Source organism: Paenibacillus sp. BSR1-1, assembly GCF_030403775.1.
GTDB lineage: Bacteria > Bacillota > Bacilli > Bacillales > Cytobacillaceae > Neobacillus.
In genome coordinates, this window is the sequence record NZ_JAQMWQ010000004.1 from 100,305 (window position 1) to 126,808 (window position 26,504).

The 26,504-nt window shown below is 35.7% G+C and carries 34 protein-coding genes and 1 pseudogene; 8 read left to right on the forward strand and 27 right to left on the reverse strand.

What is annotated here, in order from left to right:
* Positions 1-117 precede the first annotated feature (117 nt).
* Positions 118-259, forward strand: a pseudogene (locus PH210_RS08395) (IS3 family transposase); the annotation flags it as partial.
* Between the two features lie 118 nt (positions 260-377).
* On the opposite strand, the gene PH210_RS08400 reads toward PH210_RS08395, so the two are convergent.
* The 5 genes from PH210_RS08400 to PH210_RS08420 all read right to left on the reverse strand — a co-directional run bounded on the left by PH210_RS08400 (position 378) and on the right by PH210_RS08420 (position 3,828).
* Positions 378-764, reverse strand: coding sequence for an FxsA family protein (locus PH210_RS08400; protein ID WP_289984579.1), 387 nt, complete (start codon positions 762-764; stop codon positions 378-380).
* A 222-nt stretch (positions 765-986) separates the two neighbouring features.
* Complete coding sequence (locus PH210_RS08405) at positions 987-1,922, reverse strand: LCP family protein (protein WP_289984580.1); 936 nt, start codon at positions 1,920-1,922, stop codon at positions 987-989.
* 95 nt (positions 1,923-2,017) lie between these two features.
* Positions 2,018-2,662 carry a helix-turn-helix domain-containing protein gene (locus tag PH210_RS08410; protein WP_289984581.1) on the reverse strand — a complete coding sequence of 215 codons (645 nt, stop codon included), beginning with the start codon at positions 2,660-2,662 and terminating at the stop codon, positions 2,018-2,020.
* 237 nt (positions 2,663-2,899) lie between these two features.
* Positions 2,900-3,259: a transporter associated domain-containing protein gene (locus PH210_RS08415; protein WP_289984583.1), complete on the reverse strand. Its 360-nt coding sequence runs from the start codon at positions 3,257-3,259 to the stop codon at positions 2,900-2,902.
* Entirely contained in the window at positions 3,226-3,828 is a 603-nt protein-coding gene (locus PH210_RS08420; protein WP_289984585.1) for a DedA family protein, read from the reverse strand. The genes PH210_RS08415 and PH210_RS08420 overlap by 34 nt, the downstream gene beginning before the upstream one ends.
* 107 nt (positions 3,829-3,935) lie before the next feature.
* Here PH210_RS08420 and PH210_RS08425 point away from each other — a divergent pair, with 107 nt between their 5' ends.
* Complete coding sequence (locus tag PH210_RS08425; protein WP_289984587.1) at positions 3,936-4,592, forward strand: phosphatase PAP2 family protein; 657 nt, start codon at positions 3,936-3,938, stop codon at positions 4,590-4,592.
* Positions 4,593-4,643: 51 nt separating this feature from the next.
* Here the strand turns inward: PH210_RS08425 and PH210_RS08430 are convergent, their stop codons facing one another.
* The 10 genes from PH210_RS08430 to PH210_RS08475 all read right to left on the reverse strand — a co-directional run bounded on the left by PH210_RS08430 (position 4,644) and on the right by PH210_RS08475 (position 12,829).
* Positions 4,644-5,834, reverse strand: coding sequence for an MFS transporter (locus PH210_RS08430; protein ID WP_289984588.1), 1,191 nt, complete (start codon positions 5,832-5,834; stop codon positions 4,644-4,646).
* A 386-nt stretch (positions 5,835-6,220) separates the two neighbouring features.
* Complete coding sequence (locus PH210_RS08435) at positions 6,221-6,694, reverse strand: divergent PAP2 family protein (RefSeq protein WP_289984589.1); 474 nt, start codon at positions 6,692-6,694, stop codon at positions 6,221-6,223.
* Between the two features lie 150 nt (positions 6,695-6,844).
* On the reverse strand, positions 6,845-8,146 hold the full coding sequence (locus PH210_RS08440) for a DedA family protein (RefSeq protein ID WP_289984591.1): 1,302 nt from the start codon (positions 8,144-8,146) through the stop codon (positions 6,845-6,847).
* Positions 8,147-8,407: 261 nt separating this feature from the next.
* Positions 8,408-9,184, reverse strand: coding sequence for a sulfite exporter TauE/SafE family protein (locus PH210_RS08445; protein WP_289984592.1), 777 nt, complete (start codon positions 9,182-9,184; stop codon positions 8,408-8,410).
* Positions 9,185-9,296: 112 nt separating this feature from the next.
* Positions 9,297-10,424 (reverse strand): MBL fold metallo-hydrolase, encoded by a 1,128-nt coding sequence (locus tag PH210_RS08450; protein ID WP_289984593.1) that lies wholly within the window; start codon positions 10,422-10,424, stop codon positions 9,297-9,299.
* Positions 10,425-10,470: 46 nt separating this feature from the next.
* Positions 10,471-11,046 (reverse strand): sulfurtransferase TusA family protein, encoded by a 576-nt coding sequence (locus tag PH210_RS08455; protein ID WP_289984594.1) that lies wholly within the window; start codon positions 11,044-11,046, stop codon positions 10,471-10,473.
* A gap of 52 nt (positions 11,047-11,098) precedes the next feature.
* Entirely contained in the window at positions 11,099-11,395 is a 297-nt protein-coding gene (locus PH210_RS08460; protein WP_289984596.1) for a rhodanese-like domain-containing protein, read from the reverse strand.
* A gap of 62 nt (positions 11,396-11,457) precedes the next feature.
* Positions 11,458-11,937: a DsrE/DsrF/DrsH-like family protein gene (locus PH210_RS08465; RefSeq protein WP_289984598.1), complete on the reverse strand. Its 480-nt coding sequence runs from the start codon at positions 11,935-11,937 to the stop codon at positions 11,458-11,460.
* 66 nt (positions 11,938-12,003) lie between these two features.
* Positions 12,004-12,231, reverse strand: a complete 228-nt coding sequence (locus tag PH210_RS08470; protein WP_289984600.1) for a sulfurtransferase TusA family protein — start codon at positions 12,229-12,231, stop codon at positions 12,004-12,006.
* A 271-nt stretch (positions 12,232-12,502) separates the two neighbouring features.
* A complete protein-coding gene (locus PH210_RS08475; protein WP_289984994.1) occupies positions 12,503-12,829 on the reverse strand; it encodes a YnfA family protein in 327 nt (108 codons plus the stop codon).
* 223 nt (positions 12,830-13,052) lie between these two features.
* Between PH210_RS08475 and PH210_RS08480 the strand changes: the two genes are divergently transcribed.
* Positions 13,053-13,442, forward strand: a complete 390-nt coding sequence (locus tag PH210_RS08480; RefSeq protein WP_289984601.1) for a c-type cytochrome — start codon at positions 13,053-13,055, stop codon at positions 13,440-13,442.
* A gap of 118 nt (positions 13,443-13,560) precedes the next feature.
* On the opposite strand, the gene PH210_RS08485 is transcribed toward PH210_RS08480, so the two are convergent.
* From PH210_RS08485 to PH210_RS08510, 6 genes are read right to left on the reverse strand one after another with little or no spacing between them, the layout of a single operon-like run.
* Positions 13,561-13,701 carry a hypothetical protein gene (locus tag PH210_RS08485; protein ID WP_289985008.1) on the reverse strand — a complete coding sequence of 47 codons (141 nt, stop codon included), beginning with the start codon at positions 13,699-13,701 and terminating at the stop codon, positions 13,561-13,563.
* On the reverse strand, positions 13,673-14,506 hold the full coding sequence (gene phnX / locus PH210_RS08490) for a phosphonoacetaldehyde hydrolase (RefSeq protein ID WP_289984602.1): 834 nt from the start codon (positions 14,504-14,506) through the stop codon (positions 13,673-13,675). Before phnX ends, PH210_RS08485 begins: the two co-directional genes overlap by 29 nt.
* Positions 14,503-15,597: a 2-aminoethylphosphonate--pyruvate transaminase gene (gene phnW, locus PH210_RS08495; protein WP_289984603.1), complete on the reverse strand. Its 1,095-nt coding sequence runs from the start codon at positions 15,595-15,597 to the stop codon at positions 14,503-14,505. Before phnW ends, phnX begins: the two co-directional genes overlap by 4 nt.
* A 21-nt stretch (positions 15,598-15,618) precedes the next feature.
* Positions 15,619-16,608: an extracellular solute-binding protein gene (locus PH210_RS08500; RefSeq protein ID WP_289984604.1), complete on the reverse strand. Its 990-nt coding sequence runs from the start codon at positions 16,606-16,608 to the stop codon at positions 15,619-15,621.
* Positions 16,608-18,281, reverse strand: a complete 1,674-nt coding sequence (locus PH210_RS08505) for an ABC transporter permease subunit (RefSeq protein WP_289984605.1) — start codon at positions 18,279-18,281, stop codon at positions 16,608-16,610. Before PH210_RS08505 ends, PH210_RS08500 begins: the two co-directional genes overlap by 1 nt.
* Positions 18,274-19,026: an ABC transporter ATP-binding protein gene (locus PH210_RS08510; protein ID WP_289984606.1), complete on the reverse strand. Its 753-nt coding sequence runs from the start codon at positions 19,024-19,026 to the stop codon at positions 18,274-18,276. Before PH210_RS08510 ends, PH210_RS08505 begins: the two co-directional genes overlap by 8 nt.
* Positions 19,027-19,274: 248 nt before the next feature.
* Between PH210_RS08510 and PH210_RS08515 the strand changes: the two genes are divergently transcribed.
* The 3 genes from PH210_RS08515 (at position 19,275) to PH210_RS08525 (ending at position 21,704) form a co-directional block, all read left to right on the forward strand.
* Positions 19,275-20,036, forward strand: a complete 762-nt coding sequence (locus tag PH210_RS08515; RefSeq protein ID WP_289984607.1) for a DeoR/GlpR family DNA-binding transcription regulator — start codon at positions 19,275-19,277, stop codon at positions 20,034-20,036.
* Between the two features lie 509 nt (positions 20,037-20,545).
* A complete protein-coding gene (locus PH210_RS08520) occupies positions 20,546-21,034 on the forward strand; it encodes a DUF1259 domain-containing protein (RefSeq protein WP_354669970.1) in 489 nt (162 codons plus the stop codon).
* Positions 21,035-21,068: 34 nt separating this feature from the next.
* On the forward strand, positions 21,069-21,704 hold the full coding sequence (locus PH210_RS08525; protein WP_289984611.1) for a DUF1259 domain-containing protein: 636 nt from the start codon (positions 21,069-21,071) through the stop codon (positions 21,702-21,704).
* A gap of 62 nt (positions 21,705-21,766) precedes the next feature.
* Here the strand turns inward: PH210_RS08525 and PH210_RS08530 are convergent, their stop codons facing one another.
* Positions 21,767-22,192 carry a DoxX family protein gene (locus tag PH210_RS08530; protein WP_289984613.1) on the reverse strand — a complete coding sequence of 142 codons (426 nt, stop codon included), beginning with the start codon at positions 22,190-22,192 and terminating at the stop codon, positions 21,767-21,769.
* A gap of 797 nt (positions 22,193-22,989) precedes the next feature.
* Complete coding sequence (locus PH210_RS08535) at positions 22,990-23,253, reverse strand: metal-sensitive transcriptional regulator (RefSeq protein ID WP_289984615.1); 264 nt, start codon at positions 23,251-23,253, stop codon at positions 22,990-22,992.
* Positions 23,254-23,447: 194 nt separating this feature from the next.
* Between PH210_RS08535 and PH210_RS08540 the strand changes: the two genes are divergently transcribed.
* Positions 23,448-23,714 carry a ferritin family protein gene (locus tag PH210_RS08540; RefSeq protein ID WP_289984617.1) on the forward strand — a complete coding sequence of 89 codons (267 nt, stop codon included), beginning with the start codon at positions 23,448-23,450 and terminating at the stop codon, positions 23,712-23,714.
* 35 nt (positions 23,715-23,749) lie between these two features.
* Positions 23,750-24,124: a spore coat protein gene (locus PH210_RS08545; RefSeq protein WP_483312091.1), complete on the forward strand. Its 375-nt coding sequence runs from the start codon at positions 23,750-23,752 to the stop codon at positions 24,122-24,124.
* Between the two features lie 44 nt (positions 24,125-24,168).
* Here the strand turns inward: PH210_RS08545 and PH210_RS08550 are convergent, their stop codons facing one another.
* From PH210_RS08550 to PH210_RS08565, 4 genes are read right to left on the reverse strand one after another with little or no spacing between them, the layout of a single operon-like run.
* On the reverse strand, positions 24,169-24,780 hold the full coding sequence (locus PH210_RS08550) for a ferredoxin reductase domain-containing protein (protein ID WP_289984619.1): 612 nt from the start codon (positions 24,778-24,780) through the stop codon (positions 24,169-24,171).
* The gene (locus PH210_RS08555; protein WP_289984621.1) at positions 24,716-24,970 is read right to left on the reverse strand and encodes a flavodoxin domain-containing protein; all 255 of its coding nucleotides are present in this window, start codon (positions 24,968-24,970) and stop codon (positions 24,716-24,718) included. Before PH210_RS08555 ends, PH210_RS08550 begins: the two co-directional genes overlap by 65 nt.
* 46 nt (positions 24,971-25,016) lie before the next feature.
* Positions 25,017-25,595 (reverse strand): GNAT family N-acetyltransferase, encoded by a 579-nt coding sequence (locus PH210_RS08560; RefSeq protein WP_289984623.1) that lies wholly within the window; start codon positions 25,593-25,595, stop codon positions 25,017-25,019.
* Positions 25,596-25,638: 43 nt separating this feature from the next.
* The gene (locus tag PH210_RS08565) at positions 25,639-26,442 is read right to left on the reverse strand and encodes an RDD family protein (RefSeq protein WP_289984625.1); all 804 of its coding nucleotides are present in this window, start codon (positions 26,440-26,442) and stop codon (positions 25,639-25,641) included.
* Positions 26,443-26,504: the final 62 nt, after the last annotated feature.

Sequence of the window (26,504 nt, forward strand, 5' to 3'; positions counted from 1 at the left end):
AATCCCTCGAAAATATATCTTATTTCTGTTCTAGTTTATTAACTTTTCTCTTTACTTCTGCCATTTCTTTAATAGAAGCTCTACATTTGAATTGTAAATTAATTCTTTTTGTCCTTACTAAAGGAATTTGAAAGTGTAGAACACTTTAAGAATGGACTGGCAAAATATTTTGACTACTATAATCAAAAACGAATAAAGGCAAAAAAAAGGCATGAGCCCAGTACAATACCGAACTAATGGCCAAATAGCTGCCTATTGAAATAACCGTGTCTAACTTTTGAGGCTCACTCTTTTATTCACAAATACCTATTCATAATCGGATATTTAAAGGAAAATGAAATCTATAAAGTCGGCTTCCAATCTAAGAAACCTACTTTTTATTTTATAATCTTAATATTTCTTCTATCGATCCATTTTCGAAAAGAATTCTTCATAAAGAATTTAAACAGTTTTCTAGTTGGCTTAAAAAGCATTAGAAATCCGAATATATCCGTGATAAATCCTGGAGTCAATAATAGTGTACCGCCAATTAGAATACAAATGCCATCTAAAACACCTTCACTGGGAATTTGTCCGTAACGCAGTTGCTCCTGTACCCTGCGAATGGTTTGCAGCCCCTCTCTTTTCGCTAAATAGGCTCCAATTATTCCTGTTAAAATAATAGAAATCAATGTCGGCCAAACACCAATTGCTTTACCAGAGAACAGCAATACGCCTATATCCATTGCAGGAACAATAATGATTAATAATAATAAATAACGCATGTTTGTCCACCTTTCAAATGAATATATTCCTAATATTTTTTTCAAAGCACAAAGACGTTTGGTTTAAGTTCTTTATCCTCCGTCGTGTTCTATTAATATAATTTATTAAAAAAAATGCAAGATGTTTTCATTCCAACTTGCATTTCTGAATACGTCTTTATTTATTTTTTCATCTCCTAGTGCTAAGTTCTAAATATTATCCTTGTCTTATTTTTGGCTTTATTACGATGATAAAAATTCATTTAGAGCAGACTTGTTTTGTTCAAGATTGATACTTAACACTGCACCTGCATTCTTGAATTGCTCATTAGTAAAAGACCCATCCACAGGAATACGCATTGTTTTTAAGTCATTGGATTGATTAGTAAGCAAATCTTTCCCCAAGGAAAATAGAGTGGGAGTATCCAAATTTGTATCAACATAAGGGGTTATAACACCAAAAATTTTAGGAAGCTTTAGGATGCTTCCAATACTTAAAGCTTGGTCCTTCAACTTGCTAATGACTTCCTGTTGTCTTTGAACTCGGCCAAAGTCACTTAACTTGTCATGCCTAAAACGTACATATCCTAATAACTTATCACCATGTAAAGTTTGTTTTCCGGGGTTTATTGTCGTTCCGATTCCATACTGCATTTCATGAGGAACATCAACTTCAATTCCATCTGGTGCAATAATATCTGCAATCTTTGAGAATCCTTCAAAATCAACAACAGCGTAATAATTTACGTCAATATCAAAGTTTTCTTTAATTGTTTGTCTAAGTAGCTCTGGTCCGCCATATGCATATGCTGCATTTATTTTTTGCTTTCCATGACCAGGAATATTAACATAGGAGTCTCTCATAATAGAAATCAACTTAGATTGATGAGTATCCTGATCATAATGGGCAATCATGATGGAATCTGTTCTTGAGTGTTCTTCACCTCGTGAATCGTCTCCCAATAGGAGCACATTAATTCTACCAAACTTCACATCTTCTCCCTGGAAAGCTTTCGCTACTTTCTCATCATTATTAAATTTCCCTTCCTTACCGAGCGAAACTCCTTGTTTATATTGATAAGTTGCATAAGCACCTACACTACCAATCATTAAAATAAAAATAAGCAACATTAACCTTTTCCATCTAACACGCTTTTTCCTTCTAAGCATTCTTTCCATAGTACACCTTCCCAAATGTCATTAGTTTATAGAATTATTGCCCTGTAACTCCAATGCAGCTCTTAGACGGCTATTTCGAAGAATTAAGGCAATTGCTACTCCGCTTTTAGTAAATTTGCTGCAATTTGAATTGCCATCGCATCGTCGATAAAACCGACTGGAAAAATGTAATCTGGAATAATATCCACTGAGACAATAAAATAGATTAGCGCACTTCCAACTATGGCAAGTTCCCGTGGCGTTCCCTTATTTAAACGGAATTTCTCATACATTTCCTTAAGCTGACTGATAAACGGACCAATACTGGCTAATTTCTTAATCTTTTCACCAAAGCCTTTGAGAATATTCTCTTTTCCCTCTTCTGTTTGTACATATTGTTCATAATTAGATAATTCCTGTTCTAAACTACCAATACTAAACTTACTATCTATAAGATTGGAGAATTCAAGTAAATTTTGAATACTTTCAACCGACATAAAAATGTCAGATTGCTGTATTGTATTTCTCTCTTCAATTGAAAAGCCTGCAGCTATAAATAACTCTGAAATGGGAACTTGTAAATAATTAGCAATTTTTTGTAAATGAGCAGGGTTTGCTTTGCGTTTCCCATTAATAATCCTAGAGATCGTGGCTGTGTCTATATCAGTAAGCTCACTAAGCTTCCTCATGGATAAAGAACGTTCCTTTAATAATTTTTTCAATAATAACCCCAAATTATTATCCATCTTTTCACCAGACATCTTAGTTTCCCTTTCCGTTTTTCATTACTTATCAATTTCATATCTATTAAAAATCAGTAGAAAAATTAAACACACTTTATCCTAATTAAAAAAATGAAATTCTATTAAAATATACAAATTCGTTGACATTTTGTCAACATTCGACAATTCGTCGTCAATAAAATGTCAACATATATATTATTTATACGGAATAGAAATGAAATAAAATAATCCCTCTAATTAAGAGGGATTCATCTATTAAGCAAGAGATTCTTGCTTGTTTACTATTTCTAAAGATTTGATATGATAACCATCAACTTCAAGGACTTTAATGTCAAATTCACCATGATTAATAATATCGCCTTCGACAACATCCATCTTTTTGGATAAAATCCATCCACCAATGGTATTAATATCCTCGTTATCTAAATCTAATCCAAATAAATCATTTATTTCTTCAATAAGCACTATACCGTCTACAATTGTTTTATTGTCATTAATTTTATTTATTTCAGGAACTTCATCAGCATTAAATTCATCTCCAGTTTCACCGACAATTTCCTCTAGAATATCCTCGACCGTTACTAAACCTTTCCCAATTGCTTTTTTCTTCTCCAAATAAGGTAAACCATTAAAGAAAGAACAAGGAAAAACAAAATAAGATACATACTGTATTTTGACACATAGGTATCAACTATACCCCAATTTTCACCTAGTTTTCTTCCTAAAGTAATAAAAGACAAACTCCATATGAAGGCTCCAATATAAGCATAAGCAGCGAATTTTCTAAACGGAAAACTATTTAAGGCAGCAACATAAGCAGTAAGATGGCGAATTCCAGGAATAAAAAAGCCAATCAATATAAGAAATGGTCCAATTTTGAGAAATAATTTTTGAGTTCGATTGATTTTTTTTTCCGTTATATGAATTTTAGGACCAAACTTTTTTATTAAAGGTAATCCGAATTTAAATCCAATAAAGTAGCTGAGAGAAATTCCTCCCATTGCCCCCACAAAAGCACTTAGTAAAGAAGGTATGTACGATATTGTGCCTTGAAACACTTTATAACCAACATAGGTTAGAAGAACCTCGTCAGGTATTGGAAGGCCAACAATTCCCCCAATTAGAGCAATAATGATTCCGAAGTAGCCAAAATGTGAAATAAGATAATCTATATGCTGTTCCATTTCTCGATCCCACCTATGAAGGAAATATTTATGAATGTGAGTTATACTTATCACTTGAATTATTAGTGGATCACAGGTGCCGATTTAATATGAATTGAGGTCTGTTTATGAATTTAAAAAAAGAACTTTTCATTGCATTTCTAATAAGTTTTGTTTCACTTTTGGGCTTTACCATTATGGCTCTTCTTGTAAGTAAACATACAATTATTACTTTCGACAAAATCATCATTTATTATGTGCAAGGTTTTGAAGCTCCATGGTTAACAAATATTATGAAAGTATTCACGTTTATTGGTGGTACGATACCAGCTGCGGTAATTTCACTTCTGTCCATTTTGATCCTCTATAAGGTCTTTAATCACCGTTCAGAACTTGTTTTATTTATTGCTGTTTTATTAGGTGCTAATATTTTATTCTTAACATTAAAACAGTTGTTTCATAGAGCACGTCCAGATTTGCATCGCTTAGCCGAAGCGAGCAATTATAGTTTCCCTAGTGGCCATGCAACAATGGCGTTTGCGTTATATGGTGTTCTAACATTTCTGCTATGGCGGCATATTTCTACCCGATTAGGGCGGACAATATTAATAATCTTTAGTGTATTTATGATTGTCGTCATAGGAATTAGTCGGATTTATCTGGGAGTTCATTATCCTAGTGATATAATAGCGGGTTATTTTATTAGTGCATTTTGGCTTACATTTGCTATTGGTTTTTATCAAAGATATAAGGAACGACAATATCAACAGAAACAAGCTAAATAAAAATATTAAGGAATAGTCCCAATTTGAGGACTATTCCTTTTTTTAAACCAGTTATATCCGAAGAATGAACATAAGCAATGCAGAAATAATTGCGAGTAGACTACTTACACCAAAAGCTGTAAAAGCTCCAAAAGATTGCCACAAAAACCCTGCCAATACGCTTGCAGGCAACGCAGCAATCCCCGTTAATGCATTAAACGTTCCCATTGCCGTACCTCGCTGTCCTTCTGGTACCATATCTGCCACATAAGACTTTTGAATACCTTCCGTAGTAGCGTAGTACAACCCATAAAAAATGAATAAAATCCAAATCCCACGGACAGTATGTACCAGACCAAAGCCGAGGTAAATGAGTGCAAAAATCACATAACCTGTGATTAAAACTGGTCGGCGACCGATACGGTCAGAAATCATCCCAAATGGAGTTGAGAAGATACTTGTAACAATGTTGTATGCAAAATATGTCAACGGTATATATTCTGCAGCCATACCAACGTCTTTCGCCCTTAAGATAAGGAATGCATCTGAGAAGTTCCCTATGGTGAACAGCAAAGTAATAAGTGTGAACAGGAAAAAACGTGAACCCAGCCCCTTAAAGCTAATCTTGGGTAATGATTTTCCCTTGCTTTGCGTTTTTGTAGGATTCCTATTATCTTTTAAGAAGATGATGAGGAGCAAAGTTGCAATTAATCCAGGGATTGCAGATACCCAAAATACCGACTGATAACTCCCATTCCATAAAGTAAGAATTAGGTAGGCGACAAAAGGTCCAAGTGCAGCACCCAGTGTATCCATTGACCTTCTAAATCCAAATGCTTTTCCACGTTCTTCTTTTGTAGTGGTATCCGCAAGGATCGCGTCTCGCGGGGAAGTACGAATCCCTTTACCAACACGATCTGCAAAGCGAATAAAGAGAACTTGCCCCAATGTTGATGATAATGCGAAAAAAGGTTTAATCAAATTGGATAGACCATAACCGCCAACCATTAACCATTTTCTTTTTCCAAATCGGTCCGAAATCCACCCTGAGAAAAACTTTAAAACACTTGCCGTGCTTTCAGCAATGCCTTCGATAATACCTACAGTCCCGACTTGTACATGTAATACAGATGTTAAATATAATGGAAGGATGGGAACAATCATCTGACTAGAAAGGTCCGTCATTAGACTTACCATTCCAAGGACAAAAATCACCGAACCTAACCCGAAAAATCGTTTTATAGATTCTCTCTCAGATTCCATGATTCACCTCTTCTCATTTAATCCGTTTCCAAAAACGTATGATATTACTTAAATTTTATTCTTACTAGCGAGACGATTGCCCACCCCAAAAACAATTTTGGATTATGGTACCTAAAACAAAATGGCGTTACATTCTAAGAAGCATTTCACCACAGATCACGGCTATTAAGATTAAACTATCTAATATAATTAGTCCAATTACTAGATGTCTCATACACTAAACATCCTCTCGTCTTTATTGCCATTTATATATAAAGATTTGAATGTTCATAAATAGTTGTTCATCCATTTAATAATCAAAAATTAATTTTAATAAAAGAAAGGGAACTGTTGAAATTAAATGACCTAATCGAGTACATGATTAGGTCATTTTTATTTTTTCACTGTTACTTAAAGGGATAAAAATAATAAGTTGCAAAGGCTACTATGATGCCTGTAATAGCTCCAAAAAACACTTCAACTGGTTTATGTCCTAACAATTCTTTTAATTTTTCTCTATACTCGGCTTTTTTTAAATTGGGATCTTTCAAAGTATCGATTAGGTGATTGAAATCAACTAATAGCTTATTTAGAACTTCAGCATGATAACCGGCATGTCTTCTTACACCAGTAGCATCGTGCATGACGATTAAGGATACCACCGCAGCTATGGCAAATTCGTTTGAATAAATTCCTGAAGTTAACCCAATTGCAGTAGTTAAAGAGATGATTGTCGAAGTATGAGAACTAGGCATACCACCTGTACTTAACATCAAATTCCACTTTATTTCCCTTGATGTTAAAAAGTGAATTGGAATTTTTACAAATTGGGCAATTAACATACCCAATATAGCAGCTAAAATAGGATAAGATAAAAACATTTTTCCTCCTGTACTTATAAAAATATTTTTTATAGACTTTTGTTTCGTTTTAATCGTGTTCTACCGTTTCTTGATAACCTTCATACTCAAGCACCATCTTTAAAACACTTGCGATTTGAGTCTTATCCTCAACAACAAGAATATGTGTTTTCAATTCTTACTCGTCCCTTCGTAATATTTTTCCAAAACCAGTCTTAACATTTCAAACAATAAGAAGTTAAAGAATATCCAGACACCGCCATATACATATCCACCCGCAATATCACTTGGAAGTGTTTCGGTAGTTGCAATATTAATAATTGCCATACCTAATAATAAGACTAAAACAAACAAAAATCCTAATATTGGAGCGTAATGGCGTTTCGAATGACGAACAAGTAAAAATAAGCATGTTCCAAAAACAATGAACATAATAAAGGCATTTATATCAGGAAAATTTGCCGAGTGGAATTTACTAACAAAACCAAATGATTGTAGGTATGAAAATGCCTTGATAATTAACTCATGAAAGGGTTTTGCTCCCAATACCGAAGCTCCAAGCAGAAGAAATTCCAGCCCCCTGTTTCTTTTCTTACTCCAAATACGAATCATCGTTATTGCTAAGATGGAACTCAGTGCAATGGGGGATTGAATTACTACTACAAATCCTTTCGTCCAATTCATATAACCCACTGATTTCACTAAGTATTCAGCAATATCATCGAACTGATTAAACTCCCCATATAAATAATCTTGAGCAAGTCCTATCATCAGGCTAACCATTCCAATTAAAACTAAAGTAAGGACAATTAGAAATATCTCAGTTGCTCTTATTGTTTTTAATCGGTCAATCAACCGTTTTAACAGGAGAATAAAAAAGTTTTTAATTTGAATTTTATAAAAGCGGTATGCAAAAAAACCTGCTAACAAAACAGCAAGGGCGATAATGAAAATAACGAAATATTTACTTGCTGCTCCATGGAAAGTCTTCCATTCAGGCCCCAATACTTTCCCAAGTGTAATGAAACAAATTCCCCATAAAAATGCTCCAGAATAGGCAGGAATGATAAATTTCCGAAAAGGAATTCTAGAAATCCCTGAAATATAACCAGTGAAATGTCTTACACCAGGGATAAAATAAGCAAAGACTAGCAGTTTGTTACCCGATCGTTCAAACCAAGCTGAAGTTTTTTTATACCTTTCAGGTCCAAGGTGGATATATTTCCCGTACTTTTCGATAAGTTTAAATCCCCCTGCTTTACCAATCCAATACGTTACGGTAATACCTGCACCCCCTGATGCAAAGACCGTAAGAAGTGCCAAAATAAAATTCATCTTTCCCTGATAAACAAAGTACCCTGCATAACTCATTAGGAATTCACCAGAAATAGGTAGTGCCATAAGCTCTAGGAAAATCCCTAAAAATAATATCAGATAACTGTGTTGTTCAAATAAATTTATTAAATATGACATATCTATGCCTCCATAGTTTATGAAAAGAAAAAACAACTAATGTGAACAATTATTGTTACCTTCATCCATAATGTACCACCGTTTTAGATTGATTTTTCCATTTTAATGGATTCTTAATGTTTTATTAAGGGAACAAAAAGGATATGGATAAAATAAAAAAGCACTTTCTTCATGAAAGTGCTTTAAAGATTATTAAAATAAAAATAATTACGATCATTTAAAAATATTAATTATTAAATATCTATAAATAATACCCCAAGATTATAAAATTCCTATCCACGTCTTCACTGCAGTCGCCAAAATTAAAATCCCCATAATGACTTGCAACACTTTGGTATTAACTCTTTTCCCAGCGTTTGCTCCTATCGGTGATGCAATTAAACTGGCAACAACCATGATAAGTGAAGGTAAAATTGACAATTGTCCTGTTGCGATTTTACCTGTAACAGCCCCAATTGATGAAATAAGTGTAATGGCTAAGGAAGAGGCAATGGTCATCCTTGTTGGAATCTTTAACACAACAAGCATAATTGGCACTAACAAGAATGCTCCTCCCGCTCCTACAATACCAGCCCCAATCCCTACTATGAAGGATAGCAGCGCTGCAAGCCATTTGTTAAACTTGACTTGTTCCAACGGAATATGATCAATTCCTCTCTTTGGGACAAACATCATGATAACAGCTAACAATGCTAATATACCATATACAATGTTGATACCTCTTTCCGGTATATGAGTGGACCCAAAACCCCCAATTAAACTTCCAATTAAAATACTTATACCCATGTATGCTATAAGTGATTTATTTAAATAACCACCTTTACGATAAGCCAAAACACCACCTAATGTTGCAAAAAACACTTGGATGGCTGTAATACCTGAAACCTCATGAGCAGAAAAATGACCTACACCAAGGATAACTGGAATATATAACAACATCGGATAGTTGATGATAGCTCCGCCAATCCCTAACATCCCAGAAATAAAAGAGCCCACAACCCCCATTAGGAAGATCGTAATCATTAAGCTAATACCCATGATGTCCTCCTCTTTAGAAAAGGGAACCCCGATTGGTTCCCACTTTATTATTAACCTTTATTAATCCAGAATTTTAAAACGTCATTTCTTTATATTGCTTCCTATTTCATGATTAACGGACCGCACAACGGTTTGGACCGATTTCCATTTCTCGTTGCTGATCAATGTCAGGATTGATTTTTCCCATATTCGTTTCACGAATTTCTTGATAAGCATTTGGTTGTGGCGGTAAGTTTTCTGTCACCAATTTTCTAAATTCATTTTCATCTTCAATATTTAAACCATGATTATTGGAAAATAGAGTTCCTAATTTTTCAGCTACACTGCCATCATCATTTAATTCATCTATAATCATAAAATGAGCAGGTAAGACCATTAAATTCTCAGCTAAACCTCGATAACGTTTGTATAGACTCTCTCTTAAATCCCCAACCCAATCCTGTGCCAAGCCGGCTAAATCTGGTCTTCCAATTGAGTCAATAAACAAAATATCACCTGAAAGTAAGAACTTTTCATCGACAATAAAGGAAGTAGAACCAATGGTATGACCTGGTGTATATAAAGCATGGATATTGATTTTCACGGTTCCGATTTCGACGTTGTTACCGTCTTTTAATGGCTGGTAATCAAAGGTAACTTCTGTGGCATCCTTTGGTGGTAGCCAATAGGTTGCTCCAGTTTTCTCAGCAATTGTACGACCGCCAGAAATATGGTCCGCATGAAGGTGAGTATCAAATACATGAGTAATTTTTGCACTAATACTTTCAGCAAAATCAAGATAGATATCCGTCATACGAGTTGCATCAATCAGTGCTGCTTCACCGTTTGAAACCACCATGTAAGATAAACATCCTTTACCGATTCGAACAAACTGATAAATTTCGCCACCATCAGTTAGGTCCCCCACTTTAACCGGTTCTAAATGTTCACTCCATGTCTTCATTCCCCCCTTAAGGTATGAAACGGTTAACCCTGCATCAGAAAGCATTTCTGCTACCATTACCGATGAGCCTTCCTTAGCACAAACCACTAATACCTTTTTATCAGTAGGAATTTTATCAATGATTTCTTCTATACCATCAAGTAATTCAAAATATGGAATATTTAAGTACTCAAAGTTTTCACCTTCTATTTTCCAATCATGGAAATCAGTTTCATTACGTACATCAAGAATAAATAACGCTTCTCTATTTAAAACCTTCTTCGTTACCTCTTTTGAAGTCATTACATTGACAGCCATTTCTAAATTACCCCCTATGGTATTGAATTAATTAAAAAAATATGTCTTAACGATTAATTCCTGTAGTTTCACCAGTCCATTGATACATTCCCGGAACAACATTGATGACAATAGTAAACCCATTTTCCGTTAATTTTTTTGCAGCAAGATCGCTGCGATTTCCTGTTCGGCAAACTACAAAGATTTGATCTTGTTTGTTTAATTCATTTAATCTGTCTTCCAGTTCACCTAATGGAATGGAGATTGCGTTAGGAATATGGTTAAAAGCATATTCTGCAGCTTCTCTTACATCGACTACTACGATATTTTCATTTGCATCAAGCTTTTTCTCTAGTTCTTCATTATTGATAACATTTGGGTGATTTTTTTCATTGAATTCATCATTTGAAGATTTACGAATGTAATGTTTCAATACTTCGCCTTCCTCGATAGTTCCCAAATAATGATGTCCCGAACTTTCACTCCATGCTTTCATGTCAGCTCTGGACCCTTTATCTGTAGCTTGAACTTCTAATACTTGTCCTGCCACCAAGTTATTCATTGCCTTTTTTGTTCTTACAATCGGCATTGGACAAGCTAATCCTTTTGCATCTAAAGTTACGTTTGCTTTTATGTTATTCATGATAGACCTCCTGTTTTTATACCTATAAGGGTATTATTTTTGTTAAAAAAATTTATTCCACTTTACCTTCCCAAGCAAGCATTCCACCAACCATGTTGAATACGTTAAATCCATAGCTTTCAAGAAATTGCGTTGCACGACCACTTCTGCCTCCCGAACGGCATACCATGATATATTCTTTTGACTTTTCTAATTCATGCATACGAAATTCAATTAATCCTAATGGAATGTTTACCGCACCTGAGATTTTGCCAGCCGCAACTTCATCCACTTCGCGCACATCTATAATGTTTAATTTCTTTCCTTCTTTTAGTAATGTTTCTACTTCTTTTGGAGTCATTTGTTTCATTTTTTACGTTCCTCCTAATAACAATTTTTTAAGACTAAGCACTCATGCCGCCAAAACCTTCGTTAAATAAACAGGTTTACATTACCTTCCTCTGCATCAGCTAAGTAAGCAGCGACTCCTGCATATTCAATGTTATCTAATAGCTCTTCCTGTTTAAGACCTAACAAATCCATTGTCATGGTACATGCTACAAGTTTTACATCCTGCTCTTGTGCCATTTCGATTAATTGAGGTAAAGACATCGCGTTGTGCTTTTTCATAATATCTTTAATCATTATGGGACCAAACCCAGCAAAGTTCATTTTGGAAAGACCCATTTTATCTGCGCCTCTTGGCATCATTTTCCCAAACATTTTTTCCATGAACCCTTTTTTTACCGGAATATTTTCACCTTTACGTAAGGCATTTAATCCCCAAAACGTATGAAAAATGGTTACTTCGTGATCATAAGCAGCTGCGCCATTTGCGATAATATAAGCAGCCATTGCTTTATCATAATCTCCGCTAAATAAAACGATTGTTGTCTTTTTCTTTTCTGTCATTTTGTGACCTCCTGATAGTTAATTTATAAACGTATACCAGTATGGGTATATTTTGTTTTAAAAAAATTATCCTTTTTTAATCCAAAATTTTAATACTTTGTCTTCTTCTTCATGTTTCAATAATTCATGACCACCAGATTTAGCCCAAGCGGTAAGATCATTCTTAGCTCCTTTATCCGTAGTATGGATTTCCAATACTTGACCGGATTCAAGTTCATTCATCGCTTTCTTTGTTTTAACAATTGGCATTGGACAAGCTAAACCTTTAGCATCAACTACTTTTGTTACATTCATTATTTATTCCTCCCTTTTGGTTTTTTGACTACCCCTATGGGTATTTATATTAGTAAAATGAAAAGAGGGTGTCAACACTTTTTAAATGCTACCTGTTAAAATTACTAATGCCATGTAAGCCTCCGTCAATTAAACAATGTCATTGACAAGCTCTATATTATACCCCTATAGGTATAAAGTCAATAGTTAAATTTTAAAATAAGACTATTATGGTACTATGAAATAGTCTTTGATTTTTACTGTTATTTGTGTAATTTATTAATCCATACTGTTAATGGCGTGGAGCAAATAATATTACAGAAGCACCAACTAAACAAATTCCTGCGCCTATCCAATCAAATAAATCAGGTGTTTTCTTATCTATGCCCCATCCCCAAATTATAGAAAGAATGATAAACACCCCACCATATGCAGCATAAACTCTACCAAATGATGGGTATGATTGAAACGTAGCAATAATACCGTATACAACCAGGATTAATCCTCCCATAATCCCCCAATAAAATCGGTATCCCTCTCTTAACCATAACCAAATGAGGTATCCACCTCCAATTTCTGCCAAACCAGCTAAAACAAATAAAACGATTGCATTAATAATTTAAACCACTCCCAATTGTTTGATTATATATTAAATCATAAGCTATCTATGTTCTTTTATCCTTCTTCTTTTACTAAAAAACCAAAAGCCCCCAAAAAATTGAAGTTTTCCTCTTTCATGCGTAGTTTCCTTTTAACTGCCCATACTTATATCATAGGGTATTTCGAGTGTGCACATCATTTTCATTTCTTGTACCAAAGCAAGATAATTAGGAGGCGATTTTATGAAAACTTTTTTGATTGCCCTGGCCATCCTTGTGATAGGAATTGGTGGATTTTTTATACTCGGCAATGTGCAAGATCAAAAAGAAGTGGCAAAAGAAACACCTGGTCAGAATGAGGCCAAAGAACCACCTGCTCAGAATGAAGGTCAAAAAGAAGGAGGCGCGGTATCCAAAGTGGACGGAGAAGCCATTTATAAGACCACCTGTGTAGGCTGTCACGGAGATCAATACCAGGGTGGAGTCGGCCCTTCTTTAAAAGGAGTCGGTTCCCGGTTATCGGAAAAGGAAATTGAGAACATCGTACAACACGGCCGAGGCAATATGCCGTCTGGTTTAGTATCCAAAGAGGATGCGCCAGGAATGGCTGCATGGCTGAAAACATTAAAATAATACTCCGCTGTATAAAATAAAAGAGGGAACTTGAATGAAATTAAGTTCCCTCTCGCCTATTATTAAGTAATTAAGAAAGCCACCAATACCGTCGCTTTGATTTTAGCAACTCGTCTATTCACTGAATCGATTGGTCCGTAACCATACCATTTTTATTAACATGGAATATACTTAGATGATTTGAAGTAAGTTCGGTTACAAGGATTTTACTCCCATCAGGAGTAAAGACCTCACGCCCTAAACGATAATGCTCTTGCATTTGGTCTCTCTCCTTCTGCGATCCTTTCATTAATCTCATTAATTAACGATGGCAGCTCACTCATGGACCTGATTGTAAAATCGGCCCCATTTTTCATAAAGGATTGTTCTGTTTTAGATATGGCCTTTTCCTTATCCGATAAAGATAGCGCATTAAATTCATCTAATCTTAATCCCATTTCAGAGCTTCCAATAATAACACCAACGGACCATACTCCAGCATGATTCCCTTCTTGAATATCTGAAATGGTATCGCCTACCTTTATAACCTTCCAGGATGCCGATAATTTTAATTGTTCCATATTCCGATAAATCATGTAAGGATAAGGTCTTCCAACCGAATTCGTTGCATCAGGTGTAAGATAAAAATCTGGACTATAGCCTTTTTTCTTCGCATTTGGAACGACTATATCCATCATTTTATCGGTATAACCTGTCGTGGAACCAATCTTTAAACCTTGATTCCTTAATTCTTGAACGGTCTCAATGATCTCCGGAATGGGATCGGTATAGTCGGCTAAGGAAGCCAAAAGGGCAGGTTCAAATTTTTGATACAAGTTTTCCACATCTTGTTCATTAAAGGGTCTTCCATATTTTGCTTCCCATAATTTTGATATTCTGGACATAGATAACATCGCCCGAATATGATCAATTTTTAACATTCCCATCGGAGCTCTTGCTTCCTCCATGGTCACATAAATGCCGGCATCTTTAAAAATGTCCACGAATACATGAATAGGTGCGAAACATCCAAAATCAACGGTTGTACCTGCCCAATCAAAGATTACTCCTTCTATTTTGTTCATTTTGCCACCACTCCCATATATTCTTCAATGATGTTACATAACTCGTGAATGTCTTCTTCATAGATTTCGCCAATGTTTCCAATTCGGAACGTGTCTGCGTCTGTGAGCTTTCCAGGATAAATGACATAACCTTTCTCTTTCACATAGGAATAGAAGTCAGCAAAGCTGAACTTTTCATTCGGAAAAAGAAACGTTGAAATAATTGGTGATTGCTGTTCGGATGAGATATAAGTATGGAAACCTATTTCTTCAAGTCTCTCTCTTAAAAGACGATTATTATTTTGATAGCGTGCAAATCTTGCGGAAATGCCGCCTTCTTCCACTAACTCATCAATCGCTTTTGAAAAGGCAGCCACAACATGTGTTGGGGATGTATAGCGCCACTTTCCTTCTTTGTCCATTTCCTTCCATTGATCATATAAATCTAATGACAAGCTGTGTGAATTTCCTTTGCAGGCTGATAGCTTATCGATATTGGCGATCACAAATCCAAACCCTGGAACCCCTTGAATGCATTTATTGGCACTGCTGATTAAATAGTCAATTCCAAGTGCAGAGACATTGATTTCTATGCCGCCAAAACTGCTCATCGCATCAATAATTAAGGTTTTTCCATATTCCTTCGACAGTCTGGAGATCATGTCGAGAGGATTTAGAATTCCCGTTGTGGTTTCACAATGAACCATCACCATATGGGTAATCTGTGGATCTTTATCTAAAATTTTTCGTAATTCATCTTCATTTGGGTATTGATTATAATCCACTCTATATTCCAGGTGATTCAGCCCCAAATATTGGGCCATTTTTACAATTCGCTCACCATAGGCACCGTTCGTTACAATCAGAACCTTATCCTTAACTGAAATAGCAGTAGACATCACCGATTCAACAGCGAATGTTCCGCTTCCCTGCATCAGGACAGTTGTATATTCCTGTTGCGACGCAAAGGCTAACTGAAGAAGCTGTGCTCGAATCTTTTGTGTAATTTGTTTATAATCCTGATCCCATGTACAACGGTCAAAGAGCATTTCCTCTTTAACCGTTCTGGTGGTAGTCAGTGGTCCAGGTGTTAATAGCTTGTAATGATTCATGTTCCATCTCTCCCCGCTAATCTATTTTGCTGAATTGAAAAATTGCTGATGCTTTTCTAATAAGTCGACTGTCAGAGGTTTATCAAATTTCTTCGTGTTTGCTGGCTTATGAATATCACTAACAGTTTCACCTTGATAAAGAGCTACTGGATAATCTGCAATCAAATCTTTTCTAGCGTCTTTAATAATCACTTCTGCCATTTTCATCGCCAGCTTCGTTACAGCATCATCCTTTTTCACCACGGCAACCGATTCTGTAAGCGAGAAGTTCCCCTCGGTTGGATCAACATAATCAATCGGTAAACCGGACTTCTTATCTAACACGGCTTGATAACGCAACCCAAAACCAGCTGCTACTTCACCTGCTTCCACTTTCTTGATAGGACCTGAACCTGAACTTTCGAGGTGCGGACCGCAATTGGCAACTAAATCATGAAGAATTTGTTTGCCCTCTTCTTCTCCATATTTACTAATGATCGCTTGAACTAATAGCCAGCCTGTGGAAGAATCCATGATATTTGGAATGGAAACTTGGCCTTTAAATTCAGGCTTCGTTAAATCTTTAATAGAAGTTGGCATTGGTAAGCCTTTTTCTTTCATGACTTTCGTATTGACAAAAATCGCACCTGTATTCGCTAAAATGGGCGTGTAATAGGCTGGGTATGTTTCTATTGCATTCGTTTTAAACGATAAATTTTTGAACATGTCGTTTTTTTCTTGGGCACTATCGATAAAGTATGAACTCATGGTGACTAAATTGGCCTCAATATGATCCCCTTCAGCCATCAGCTTTCCGCCGAGTTCAGAAGTGCCGAACGTTTGAAAAACATATTTCCCATCATAGCCAGCATTTTTTAAGGCTTTTTCCATCGCTTGGACCGCAGCATCGTCACCATTTGTATAAATGACTACTTTTTCACCTGCATTTGCTTTGTCACTACTACACGCTGCTAAAGAAAATAGCAGGGTTAAAGCTAAAAGGGCCAACAACATTTTTTTTGCATGTTTCATCATAATACTTCCTCTCTTTGACTTATTTTTTTATTCAACCATCGTTTATCACGATGTTTGGATCTGTTTTTTTGAAAAAAATCACTTAAGAGCTTGATGAATAAATTACTAATGAATATCAGTAAAGATAAAACAAAGATTTCATTATATTTTTGAAAATGCTGCAAATCTTTAATTTTGCTGGCGACCAAAGAGGTCTCGGCTGTAACTAAAAAGATGATCCCGCTGATCGTCACCATGGAATTAATAAAATAGTAGCTTAGCATCTCCATTACGGTGGATGCCGAATTCGGGAGAATGACGCGATAAACCGTCTTGATCCAACTATCTCCCATCAACTCGCCTGTCGTTTCCCAAACAGGGTTCATTTTGGCGAGAGCGTTTTTTGCCATTAAATATGGCGTTGTAAATAAATGAACAATATTACATAAAACGATGATGGTGAATGTTCCTTTTAAACTGCTTTCATTAAAAAACAGTAAATAAGATAAGCCTAAGACCATTCCAGGTACTGTGTTCGTAATCATCGAAAGGATATCAATCAATAATTTCGTTTGTTTTTTCATGGCGGAACGGACATTCAGCATGGCTGCTCCATACGCAATGAATGTACCAAAAAACGCAGTCAATACCGCAATCCATATTGAATTTTTAAAGACCCGCGTTAAATCACTAGATTGAAAGACATCAATAAAGTGGTGAAAGGTAAATGTTAAATTATAAGGATAACTGTTTACAAATGGCGCCATAAACATCACGACAAAAACGGAAAGCATGCATAATACAACGATTGAAGAAATGATTCCCATTCCAATATCCCTGTATTTATGCGGAATCTGCTCGATTTGGCTCATCTTGTCATAATGAAAATTAAATTTTTCAAGATAGTTTAATAGGATAACCCCAATCATGGCAGGTACCAACATCAAAACAGCGATGACCGCTCCATGATTAAAATTAGGAAGAGCTCCTAACATGACTTGATACAGCTGAGTGGCAACTACGTTATAGGTCCCTCCCAATGAAGCCGGTATCCCGAAATCTGTAAAACTCATAATAAAGGAAAGAACAAAAGCACCGCCGATCGTTCCTACTAAAGGACGTACCGATGTATTGATAAAGCTTTTAATTGCCCGATCGCCCATTAACTTAGATACGATCGTCATTTTTTTATCTATGTATTGGAAGGAATTATTCATCAGAAGGTACGAAGCAGGCAATGTATAAATCATATAGCCAATTAATAATCCGTTAAATCCATAAATCTCGAATAAAGGTCTTCCAAATAATTTTGTTAGTAACCCTTGCTGACCAAAAGAGTACATAATCGCAAATCCATACGTGATGGTAGGGAGCAGCATCGGTACTAGAATTCCCGTTTTAATCACGGCTTTTATTGAACGATTAAGGTTCGTGCAATTGATCGTATAGGCAAGTGTAAAGGACAAAATCGTTGTGATGATAGCTGTCATTGTTGAAACCCGAATACTATTTTGAATCGCTTCAAATAAGTCTTTATTTGAAAACATGGACTGATAATTTACCAACCCAAACCCATGACTCGTTTCAAAGGAACGAACCAACAAAACAGCTAGTGGCAATAATAGAAAGACAATGAATAACAAAAATATAATGACAAGGATGGCTCGCATTTCTGGTTTTACTTTAGGCATATTTTTCACCAAATAATTTATAGATATTGTTTCTCTTGATGTGCAGCTGATTAAGGATAAATTCCTCAACAAAATCGTTATTCGGCTGACTGATGATTTCTTGCGGTGTTCCAAATTGGGAAATAGTTCCTTGATTAATAATTAGGATTTTATCGGATAAGGTTAGTGCTTCTTCCGGATCATGTGTCACGATAATCGTCGTAAGTTGAAATTCTCTTGCAATAGATTTAATTCGATCCTTAATGGATTCTTTAATCACCCCATCTAATGCACTTAAAGGCTCATCCAGCAACAATATTTTCGGCTTCATTACCAGCGTTCGAGCAAGAGCCACCCTCTGTTTTTGCCCCCCAGATAACTCACCAATTCTCTTTGTTAAATGCGGATTTAATTCTAAGAAATCAATATATTCCTGTAACTCTTGTTTCGTTATCGATCCCTTCTTATTTCTTAAACCATACACAATGTTTTCGTATGCATTTAAGTTAGGAAAGAGGGCATAATCTTGGAATACTATATTAAAGCCGCGTTTCTTCATTGAAAGCTTACTGATATCCGTTCCATCAAAGAAGATTTTTCCATGGTCCATTTGTGTTAATCCAAGGATGATATTTAATAGAGTCGTTTTCCCGCTTCCGCTTGGACCTAGTAACGAAACGATTTCACCAGCTTGTATGTCAAGATTTATATCCTCTAATACAACTTTCCCAGTAAAGTGTTTGCTAATATTTTGTAGTTTCAGCAAACTTTCCACCTCCTCTAGCACAAATTTAGTATAAATTGTGTTTGTAAATTCCATTACGGATTTATGTAAATCTAACGTAAATTTTGAACACGTTATATATAATTCATTAACAACTTTTGACTACTTTTATAAAACTTTGAACAAAACTTTACAATAAATTCATTGAATCTAACTAACATAATTAGTAAAATACAATTGATTCAATGTAATACAATGACAAATGAAAACTTTGAATGGGTGAATTAGATATGCTTCCAGTTGAAAGGCAAAAAAAAATAATGGACCTGTTAAAGATAAAAAAAGTCCTAAAACTATCTGAGCTTACGGAAAAACTCGAAATTTCCATTGAAACTCTTCGCAGGGATCTGAACTTACTGGACAAGCAGGGGAAAATTGAAAAGATCTACGGTGGAGTGAAAATGGTAGAAACTGCTTTTGGGGAATCCGAGATGTCAGAACGAATGGCAGGTCACATAGAAGAAAAAAGAAAAATCGGACAAGTGTGCAGTGAATTCATTAATGATGGTGATTGTATTTTTATCGATAGCGGATCAACCACCTTTCAAATTGCAAACTATATTAAAAATAAGAAAAATATTACGGTGATTACGAATTCCATCCCTGTGATCAGTGAACTATTGAATAGTGATATTGAAATCATTATCATTGGCGGGAAAGTAAGGCATAGTGAGCAGTCCGTTGTAGCTTATGATTATATTTTTAACTTTAGTGAATTAAATATTGTAAAAGCATTTATTTGCGCAGGCGGGATCACTATTGAAAAAGGAATCTCGGACTATAATTTGGAAGAAGCCATCACCAGAAAAAAAATTATTGAATTAGCGAAAGAAATCTATGTTACCGCAGACAGTACCAAGTTTGGAAAGGATGTCACCGTGAGTATTACGCAACTGGATAAAGTGGATTATATTATTACCGACCATAACCTAGATAAAAGCTGGGTCAATGGATTCGAAAAAACAAATACCAACTTAATCATTTCAGAATAAAAAAAACGGAAATTCATTTAGAGATTCTCATCTTCTAATTGAACTTCCGTTTTTTTGTTTTTATAAAATTATAATGATCAATTCTAAGATAAGGACATAAACTTGAGAAAGCTAGAAAAGGATATTACCTTTGCAAATCTGCTTTTCAAAACCAATGAATGGGCGGCATACCTTTCATTCTTGCTATTCAAAGCCAGTTCACATAATAAGAGTTGACTATTGATTTCAAGTTCATCATCTGCCTTTTCTACATAATGATATACCCCTTCAGAGTTCTGTTCACGTGCTTTGCAAATATCCTTCAACATTAGTTTCTATTCATTAGATGGTTCTACTTACCCTGTTAATCTATAAACAACTTACGGATTACAATCATTACATAATATTTTTTGTAATACTATCTCCTAAATATTCTTAAAAAGATATTCGTCCCCTGTCACTAATCCATTCTTGTCCAAATTCTCTGCATAAACTGTTAAGTGAGATTGGTTGGACAAGGAGGTGATAAATTGGAAAGAAATAATTTCAATAATGAAATGGGAGCAAGTTCAGTATGGCGTCCTGCACAAAGAAATAGTAACCGTAATTCTGTTGCAGGCATTAGTACATCAACATGCCAACAATTAGCCGATATTATTGGAGGTATGGTCATCGCGTCAACGCCAGTATGTGTGGTTCAGCGCCTTCGTAATATAAATGCTACGATTTTAGACCGCCACACTCAATCCCCATTAGCCCTGCCATTTGCTCTTTCCTTTGAAAACAATGTAAGAGGAAGAACCCTTAACCTCGGTGAAACTGTACTCCTTCAAAGAGAAGCTAATGCTTTGATGGATGCATTACAAAGAAGAGGTCTTATCGTTACTGCTTTCCATAACCACTGGCTGTTTGAAGAACCGCGGTTAATGTATATGCATTGGGAGAATGTTGGAGATCCATTTGAGTTTGCTAGAAATAGTTTTGAGGCTGTAAAAGAGGCAGGTTTTTTTCGAAAATAATGGTTTATTAGATTAGGACAAGGAGGTGGTTTTAATGGAAAGAAGAGACGTTTTTGAAAATTGGTTCAGATCTTTTAATAGTGATACTGATATAAGCTCTTTTGATAGAAATCAGTTGGAATCAGAAATGGAATTAGAAATGGAATCAAGCTCCAGGATGACTGGGCATCATTCAAACAGTCGCGTTAGCAATCAGATGGATATGGACATTGAATCTAGTTCAAACCTTACAGGGCATCACTCAAGCAAAAGAATGACAAGAACTTCACGTGGTGATGTTAGGGAAATAAGTGCTTCAACTTGCCAACGATTGGCCAATATTATCGGCGGCGAGGTTATTTCAGCAGCACCTGTGTGTACAGTGATGCGCCTGCGCGATATTAAAGCAACAATTTTAGGTCGCCGCACGCGTTCTCCGCTTGCACTTCCGTTTATGTTATCCTTTGAAAATAATGGTCTAAATCTTGGTGAATCAGTTGTTCTCCAAAGAGAACTTAATCGATTTATTGCAGCATTACGGAAAAGAGGCCTTATCGTAACTGCCTTTCATAACCATTGGCTGTTTGAAAATCCACGTTTAATGTATATTCATTGGGAGAATGTTGGCATGTCTGCAGAAGATTTTGCTAGAAATAGCATTGCTGCTGCAAGAGAAGCAGGACAGTTCTAAGAGGAAGAGGAAGCCATTTGTGAAAATAAAAATTCACAAATGGCTTAAATGTTTTTTCATTCTTATGCAGCTTTTTTTATTTCATTTGAATCCTTTTTAGAAAAAAATTGATCGATTGATATTAATTTACTACCGCTGATTACTAGAAAAACTGCTATTGCTAAAAATCCTAAATCTAATTCATATCCTGCCATTTGACCATTTCCTAAAAATCCAACAGAAAGTTTTACCTTTAGGATTGCCCCAATCATTAATATAGAAAATAAAGCAGAAACAATTCTTGTTCCCAATCCAATAATTAAAGCAATGCCCCCAATAATTTCAATCAATGCAACAGCATATGCCATAAATCCTGGCAATCCAATACTACTGAACCAACCTACAATGTTTTCAATTCCCCCCTGAAACTTTACAATCCCATGGATTAAAAATATTGCGCCTAATGTTACTCGTAAAATAAGTGCTCCTACTTCGTTTTTTAAAAACATAATGTGTTTCCTCCCTAATATGGTATTTTAGATGATCAAATTTATAAAAATTAGATTTTCAAATGGATACAATTAACGGATGGGTCTGAAATTGCCCCCTATGCTTTTTCGTTTTTTAATTTCATTGTTATTCCTCCCCACTTTATGGTTTTATTTATAAACCTCAAATTTGATTATTATTAATTCGAGATAATTAAGCAAAAAAATTTTTCCATAAAGTTTTCCTATATGAACTTTTGTTCTTTTATAAGATACCAAACATGCACATGGAATGTCAACGTATTTTTCATTAATATGAAATAAAGTTTTCTATTAGAAAACCATTTAAGAAATCTTGATTGAATAAACGATTCAACCACAAAAAAATGAGTGTCAAATTTATATACAATTTGACACTCATTTTTTTATCTATCACCGTTAATAATTAAACCCGAAGCACTTTAAATTGCCCGCCTCCGAATACGGAGTTAATATAGTCAATTTTAGCATTATCAAAATAGACCTTGTCCCTTTCATGGACTAAAAATTGAATTCCATCTTGTTCTGTGATTTCATCATTACCTAAAGCTGACTCCTCCAGAGTCAGACGAAGCTGTGGCCCCCCTCAGCCAATTCCCATAGCTAAGCGGATAAACGGCTTTTTTCCTTCGTCAATAACATCTTGAACTTCTTTTGTAATTTTTACTATTGCAGCATGTGTAATTTTAACCATGATTGTTCCTCCCTATTTCATTTAAGACATCGGGTAATTAATATTGGCACCGACTATCCCTAACATTCCCTATATAAAGAATGGATTATCGACTTTTAACCAAAAGGTTAACGGCTTCTTTCACTAAATCTTCAGCACTCTTTCCATCAGACTCTTCGGCTTTACGAACACATTCGACTAAATTTGAACTAACAATTACACCTATTGTTCGGTCAATTGCTGTTCTAGCCGCAGATAATTGAGTAATAACCTCTTTACAGTCCTTATCTTCTTCCATTAATCGTAAAATTCCTCTTAATTGCCCTTCAATCCGTTTTACTCTATTTTTAACCTGATCATTGTAATCCATAGTAATAGCCTCCAGATCCTGTTCCTTAATATTTTTTTCAAAACAAGGAACAACTTTGACATGCTTTATATTATACCCTAAAGGGTATATTGTCAAACAATCCAAATTCTTCTCATCCTAAGTATTATGTATAAACTTTCTTGTACGTAACACATTATGAATAGAATTGAATCAAACTTGAAAGGAGCTTTACTATGCAGACTAATCAAGTACCTATTCCCAATCCACCGCCTGCAATCACCACAAAAGATCTATCTTATATAAAGGATGCTTTATCCTGGGAGCTTTTAGCTTTTAAGAAATTTCATTTTTTAGCACAGAATGCAACCAATCCACAATTTAAGCAAGCTTTGGATAAAGCCGGACAAATGCATCAAAATCATTATCAAAGTTTACTATCCCATCTGCAGGTCGATAACAATTCGATATTAGCCAGCCTGCCTAAAACGCAGCAACAGTAATGGTAGCCGAATTAATAACTACGGAGGTTCAGTGAATGCAAAATCAACAAATGCCAAATCAGCAAATGCAAAGTCAGCAGTCGCAAAACCCAAATCAAATTGCGAACCCGCAAACCGGACAATTACCGACAGTAAAAAGCCCTGAGATGAACGACCGTGACTTCTTAAATGATGGACTCAGCACTTGCAAGTATTTAACGGACAGCTTAAACACTGCTGTACGTGAAGCTAGCCATGATAAGCTGCATGCTGATTTACTTCAAATTCTGAACGAAACGCACCAAAGCTGTCGGGAGCTGTATTTATTAATGTTTCAAAATGGCTGGTATAAGCTTGAAGCAGAGGAGCAGCAAAAAATTGATCAAGCTTATCAGCAATTCAGCAATTACTCTTCACAATTTCCATATTAAGTTGCAAAAGCCTGGTCAGGTTAAACCAGGCTTTTGCGGTTCTTTTAAGTTGTTATTCGGGGTAACTTATTCAAAGGCAGCAAGAGCGCCAAAAAATGTTCAAATGGCATTTCGCAAGCCTCATACTTTTCAAATAGGTCAAGCATCGTAACTTGATTCTCGACAATATGTTTTTCGTAAACCCCTTCGTGTACCAAAGCTTCCAATTCATATTTATGAGGAGGACAAACCGTATACGCAGCTAGTTCCAGGATTTGTTTGCGGCTCGCAGGTGCCTCTAAATTTACATATTGGCTCAGAAGCTCATGTAAACTTACAGGATAATTGAACGGCAAATGAGAAACTCCTTTTCTACTGGTTGAGATAACCACTTGTTCATCCCCATTGAATTGAAAACGTCGGAGAATGCGATTGATATTACTTTGTACGACATCGTACTTCATAGAAAAAGAAGAATCCTTTGAATTATGAATAAATTGAACCCTCAATTCCTTTCCCTCTGCTTCTCTATGTTTATTGAGAGTTAGCCCAAAAACCTTGCATGCATCCATCAATAATTGCGTTTTCCAGACTTCCACTTGTTTTTCAAATTCACCGCTTGCATCCGCTTCCTCGAATTGAAAATCTTTCAGCCCCTTTACTCGCAAGCTTTTCATCTATTAATCTTGGTATATCCTGATAGGTACTAGCCCAGTTACGGTCTCCGCATCCAAGCACTGCAAAACGAACTCCAGTTAATTCCCTTTCATCTATCTGATCCAGCCAATGAACAAATTTCCGTGCATTCCTAGGCGGTTTACCGTTATATGAGGAAGTGATGATAATAACGGCCCCATCTTTTGGCAAACTTCCTATGTGCTCGTCAGGAGGAGCTGCCTTGCTATTCCGGCAGCTATTCCAAATTATCTAATATATTTTCATTCTGAGAATCTTCTTTAAAGGTCAGAACCTCTTCAACAGGCTGATAGGACTCACCATAAAAGTATTGATCCTTATAAGTGTGAATCAAGTCATATGTTTTTTTCATCGCTTCAAAAATCATCTCTTCAGATTCATTGTTCGGCGCCCAATAGAGGATTTCCATTGCATTGATTTCATTGGTCGCCAGCGACCGCCTTCTATACCCGATAGAATGGGCATGCTCGAAGCCTTCCCGTTTATAATAACGCAGCCGCTTTTCTGTATCACTGTCTTCGTAGTTAACTGGCTCCACTTCAAGAATAATCGGTTTACCCTTTTGCTTCATTTTTTCCATCAGTTTATGACCAAGTCCCTGGCCGCGGGCATTTTTTGATACAAAAAGGTAATCGATAAAAACAAAATTGTCGAGTTCAACGTACATTAAAACATGATTGGGTCCCTCATCCTTATGATAAATATCGGAACGTTCTTTTAGCAGGGTTTCCATATGTTCTTTTGATTTCATTTCCTCAACTGGAAAGTATTGATTCAATTTTTCATACCAATGCATAGGTATACTTCTTTATGGAAAAATTTCATAAAAGAAGTATGTGTTAAATTTCAAACTCCCATTCGTCTCTTAAGATTAAATAGAGCACCAATAGAATGTTTTCTAATTCCCCTTCATCCTTCTCTTCCACACCTAAACCTATTTTCGGCAGCAAAATATCGGAAATCTGCTTTGTTAAAGCATTCCTTTCTGATACAGGTAATTGCTGAAAACGGCTGACGTATGTACTCAGTAGCTTCCAATCCTTCATACCGAATGATTTTAACGCCCATTCGTCAATCGATAGCTCATTTTTGGATAAGCCTCTGTTTTCTATTTCTTTTTCTATTGGTGAAAGCTTCTTTTTCCGTTTCGCCTTGCGCTCGTGAACGACAATTGTGCCCGCAACGAGATCGCCAAGTCTTTTATGCTTTGAATGGAAAAATACCATGATCATGCCAAGTAAATAAGCTGTTGGCAAGGAATCAATGATCCGCATCAAATTACGGATAAAGCTTGAGAGCAAGGTGATGCTATGGCCATTTTCCTGAATGACTCTAATTCCCAATATCTTTTTCCCTATCGTCCTTCCACCTAAAAAAAACTCAAAGGCAAAGAAATAGCCCCAATTAATAATAAACAAAGCAATGATCACAATGGCAATAGGGATTGTATTCTCGGCAAAAAATATCGGAAGAAAAGTTTCATTTTTCATGATAATTACTAAGATAATAATAATTACGGCGTTAACTGCCCATAAAATTAATTGATCAATTAAAAAAGCGGCTGCCCGGCTCCCTAAACCGGAAAGCTGAAACTGTAGTGATACATATTCTGGTGTTTTGATATCCATTTTGTCCTGATACAAAAGAAGTCCCCCTAAAACAAGGATGTTTTTTTCTATTTCTGTTCCTATTTTTCTACAAAATT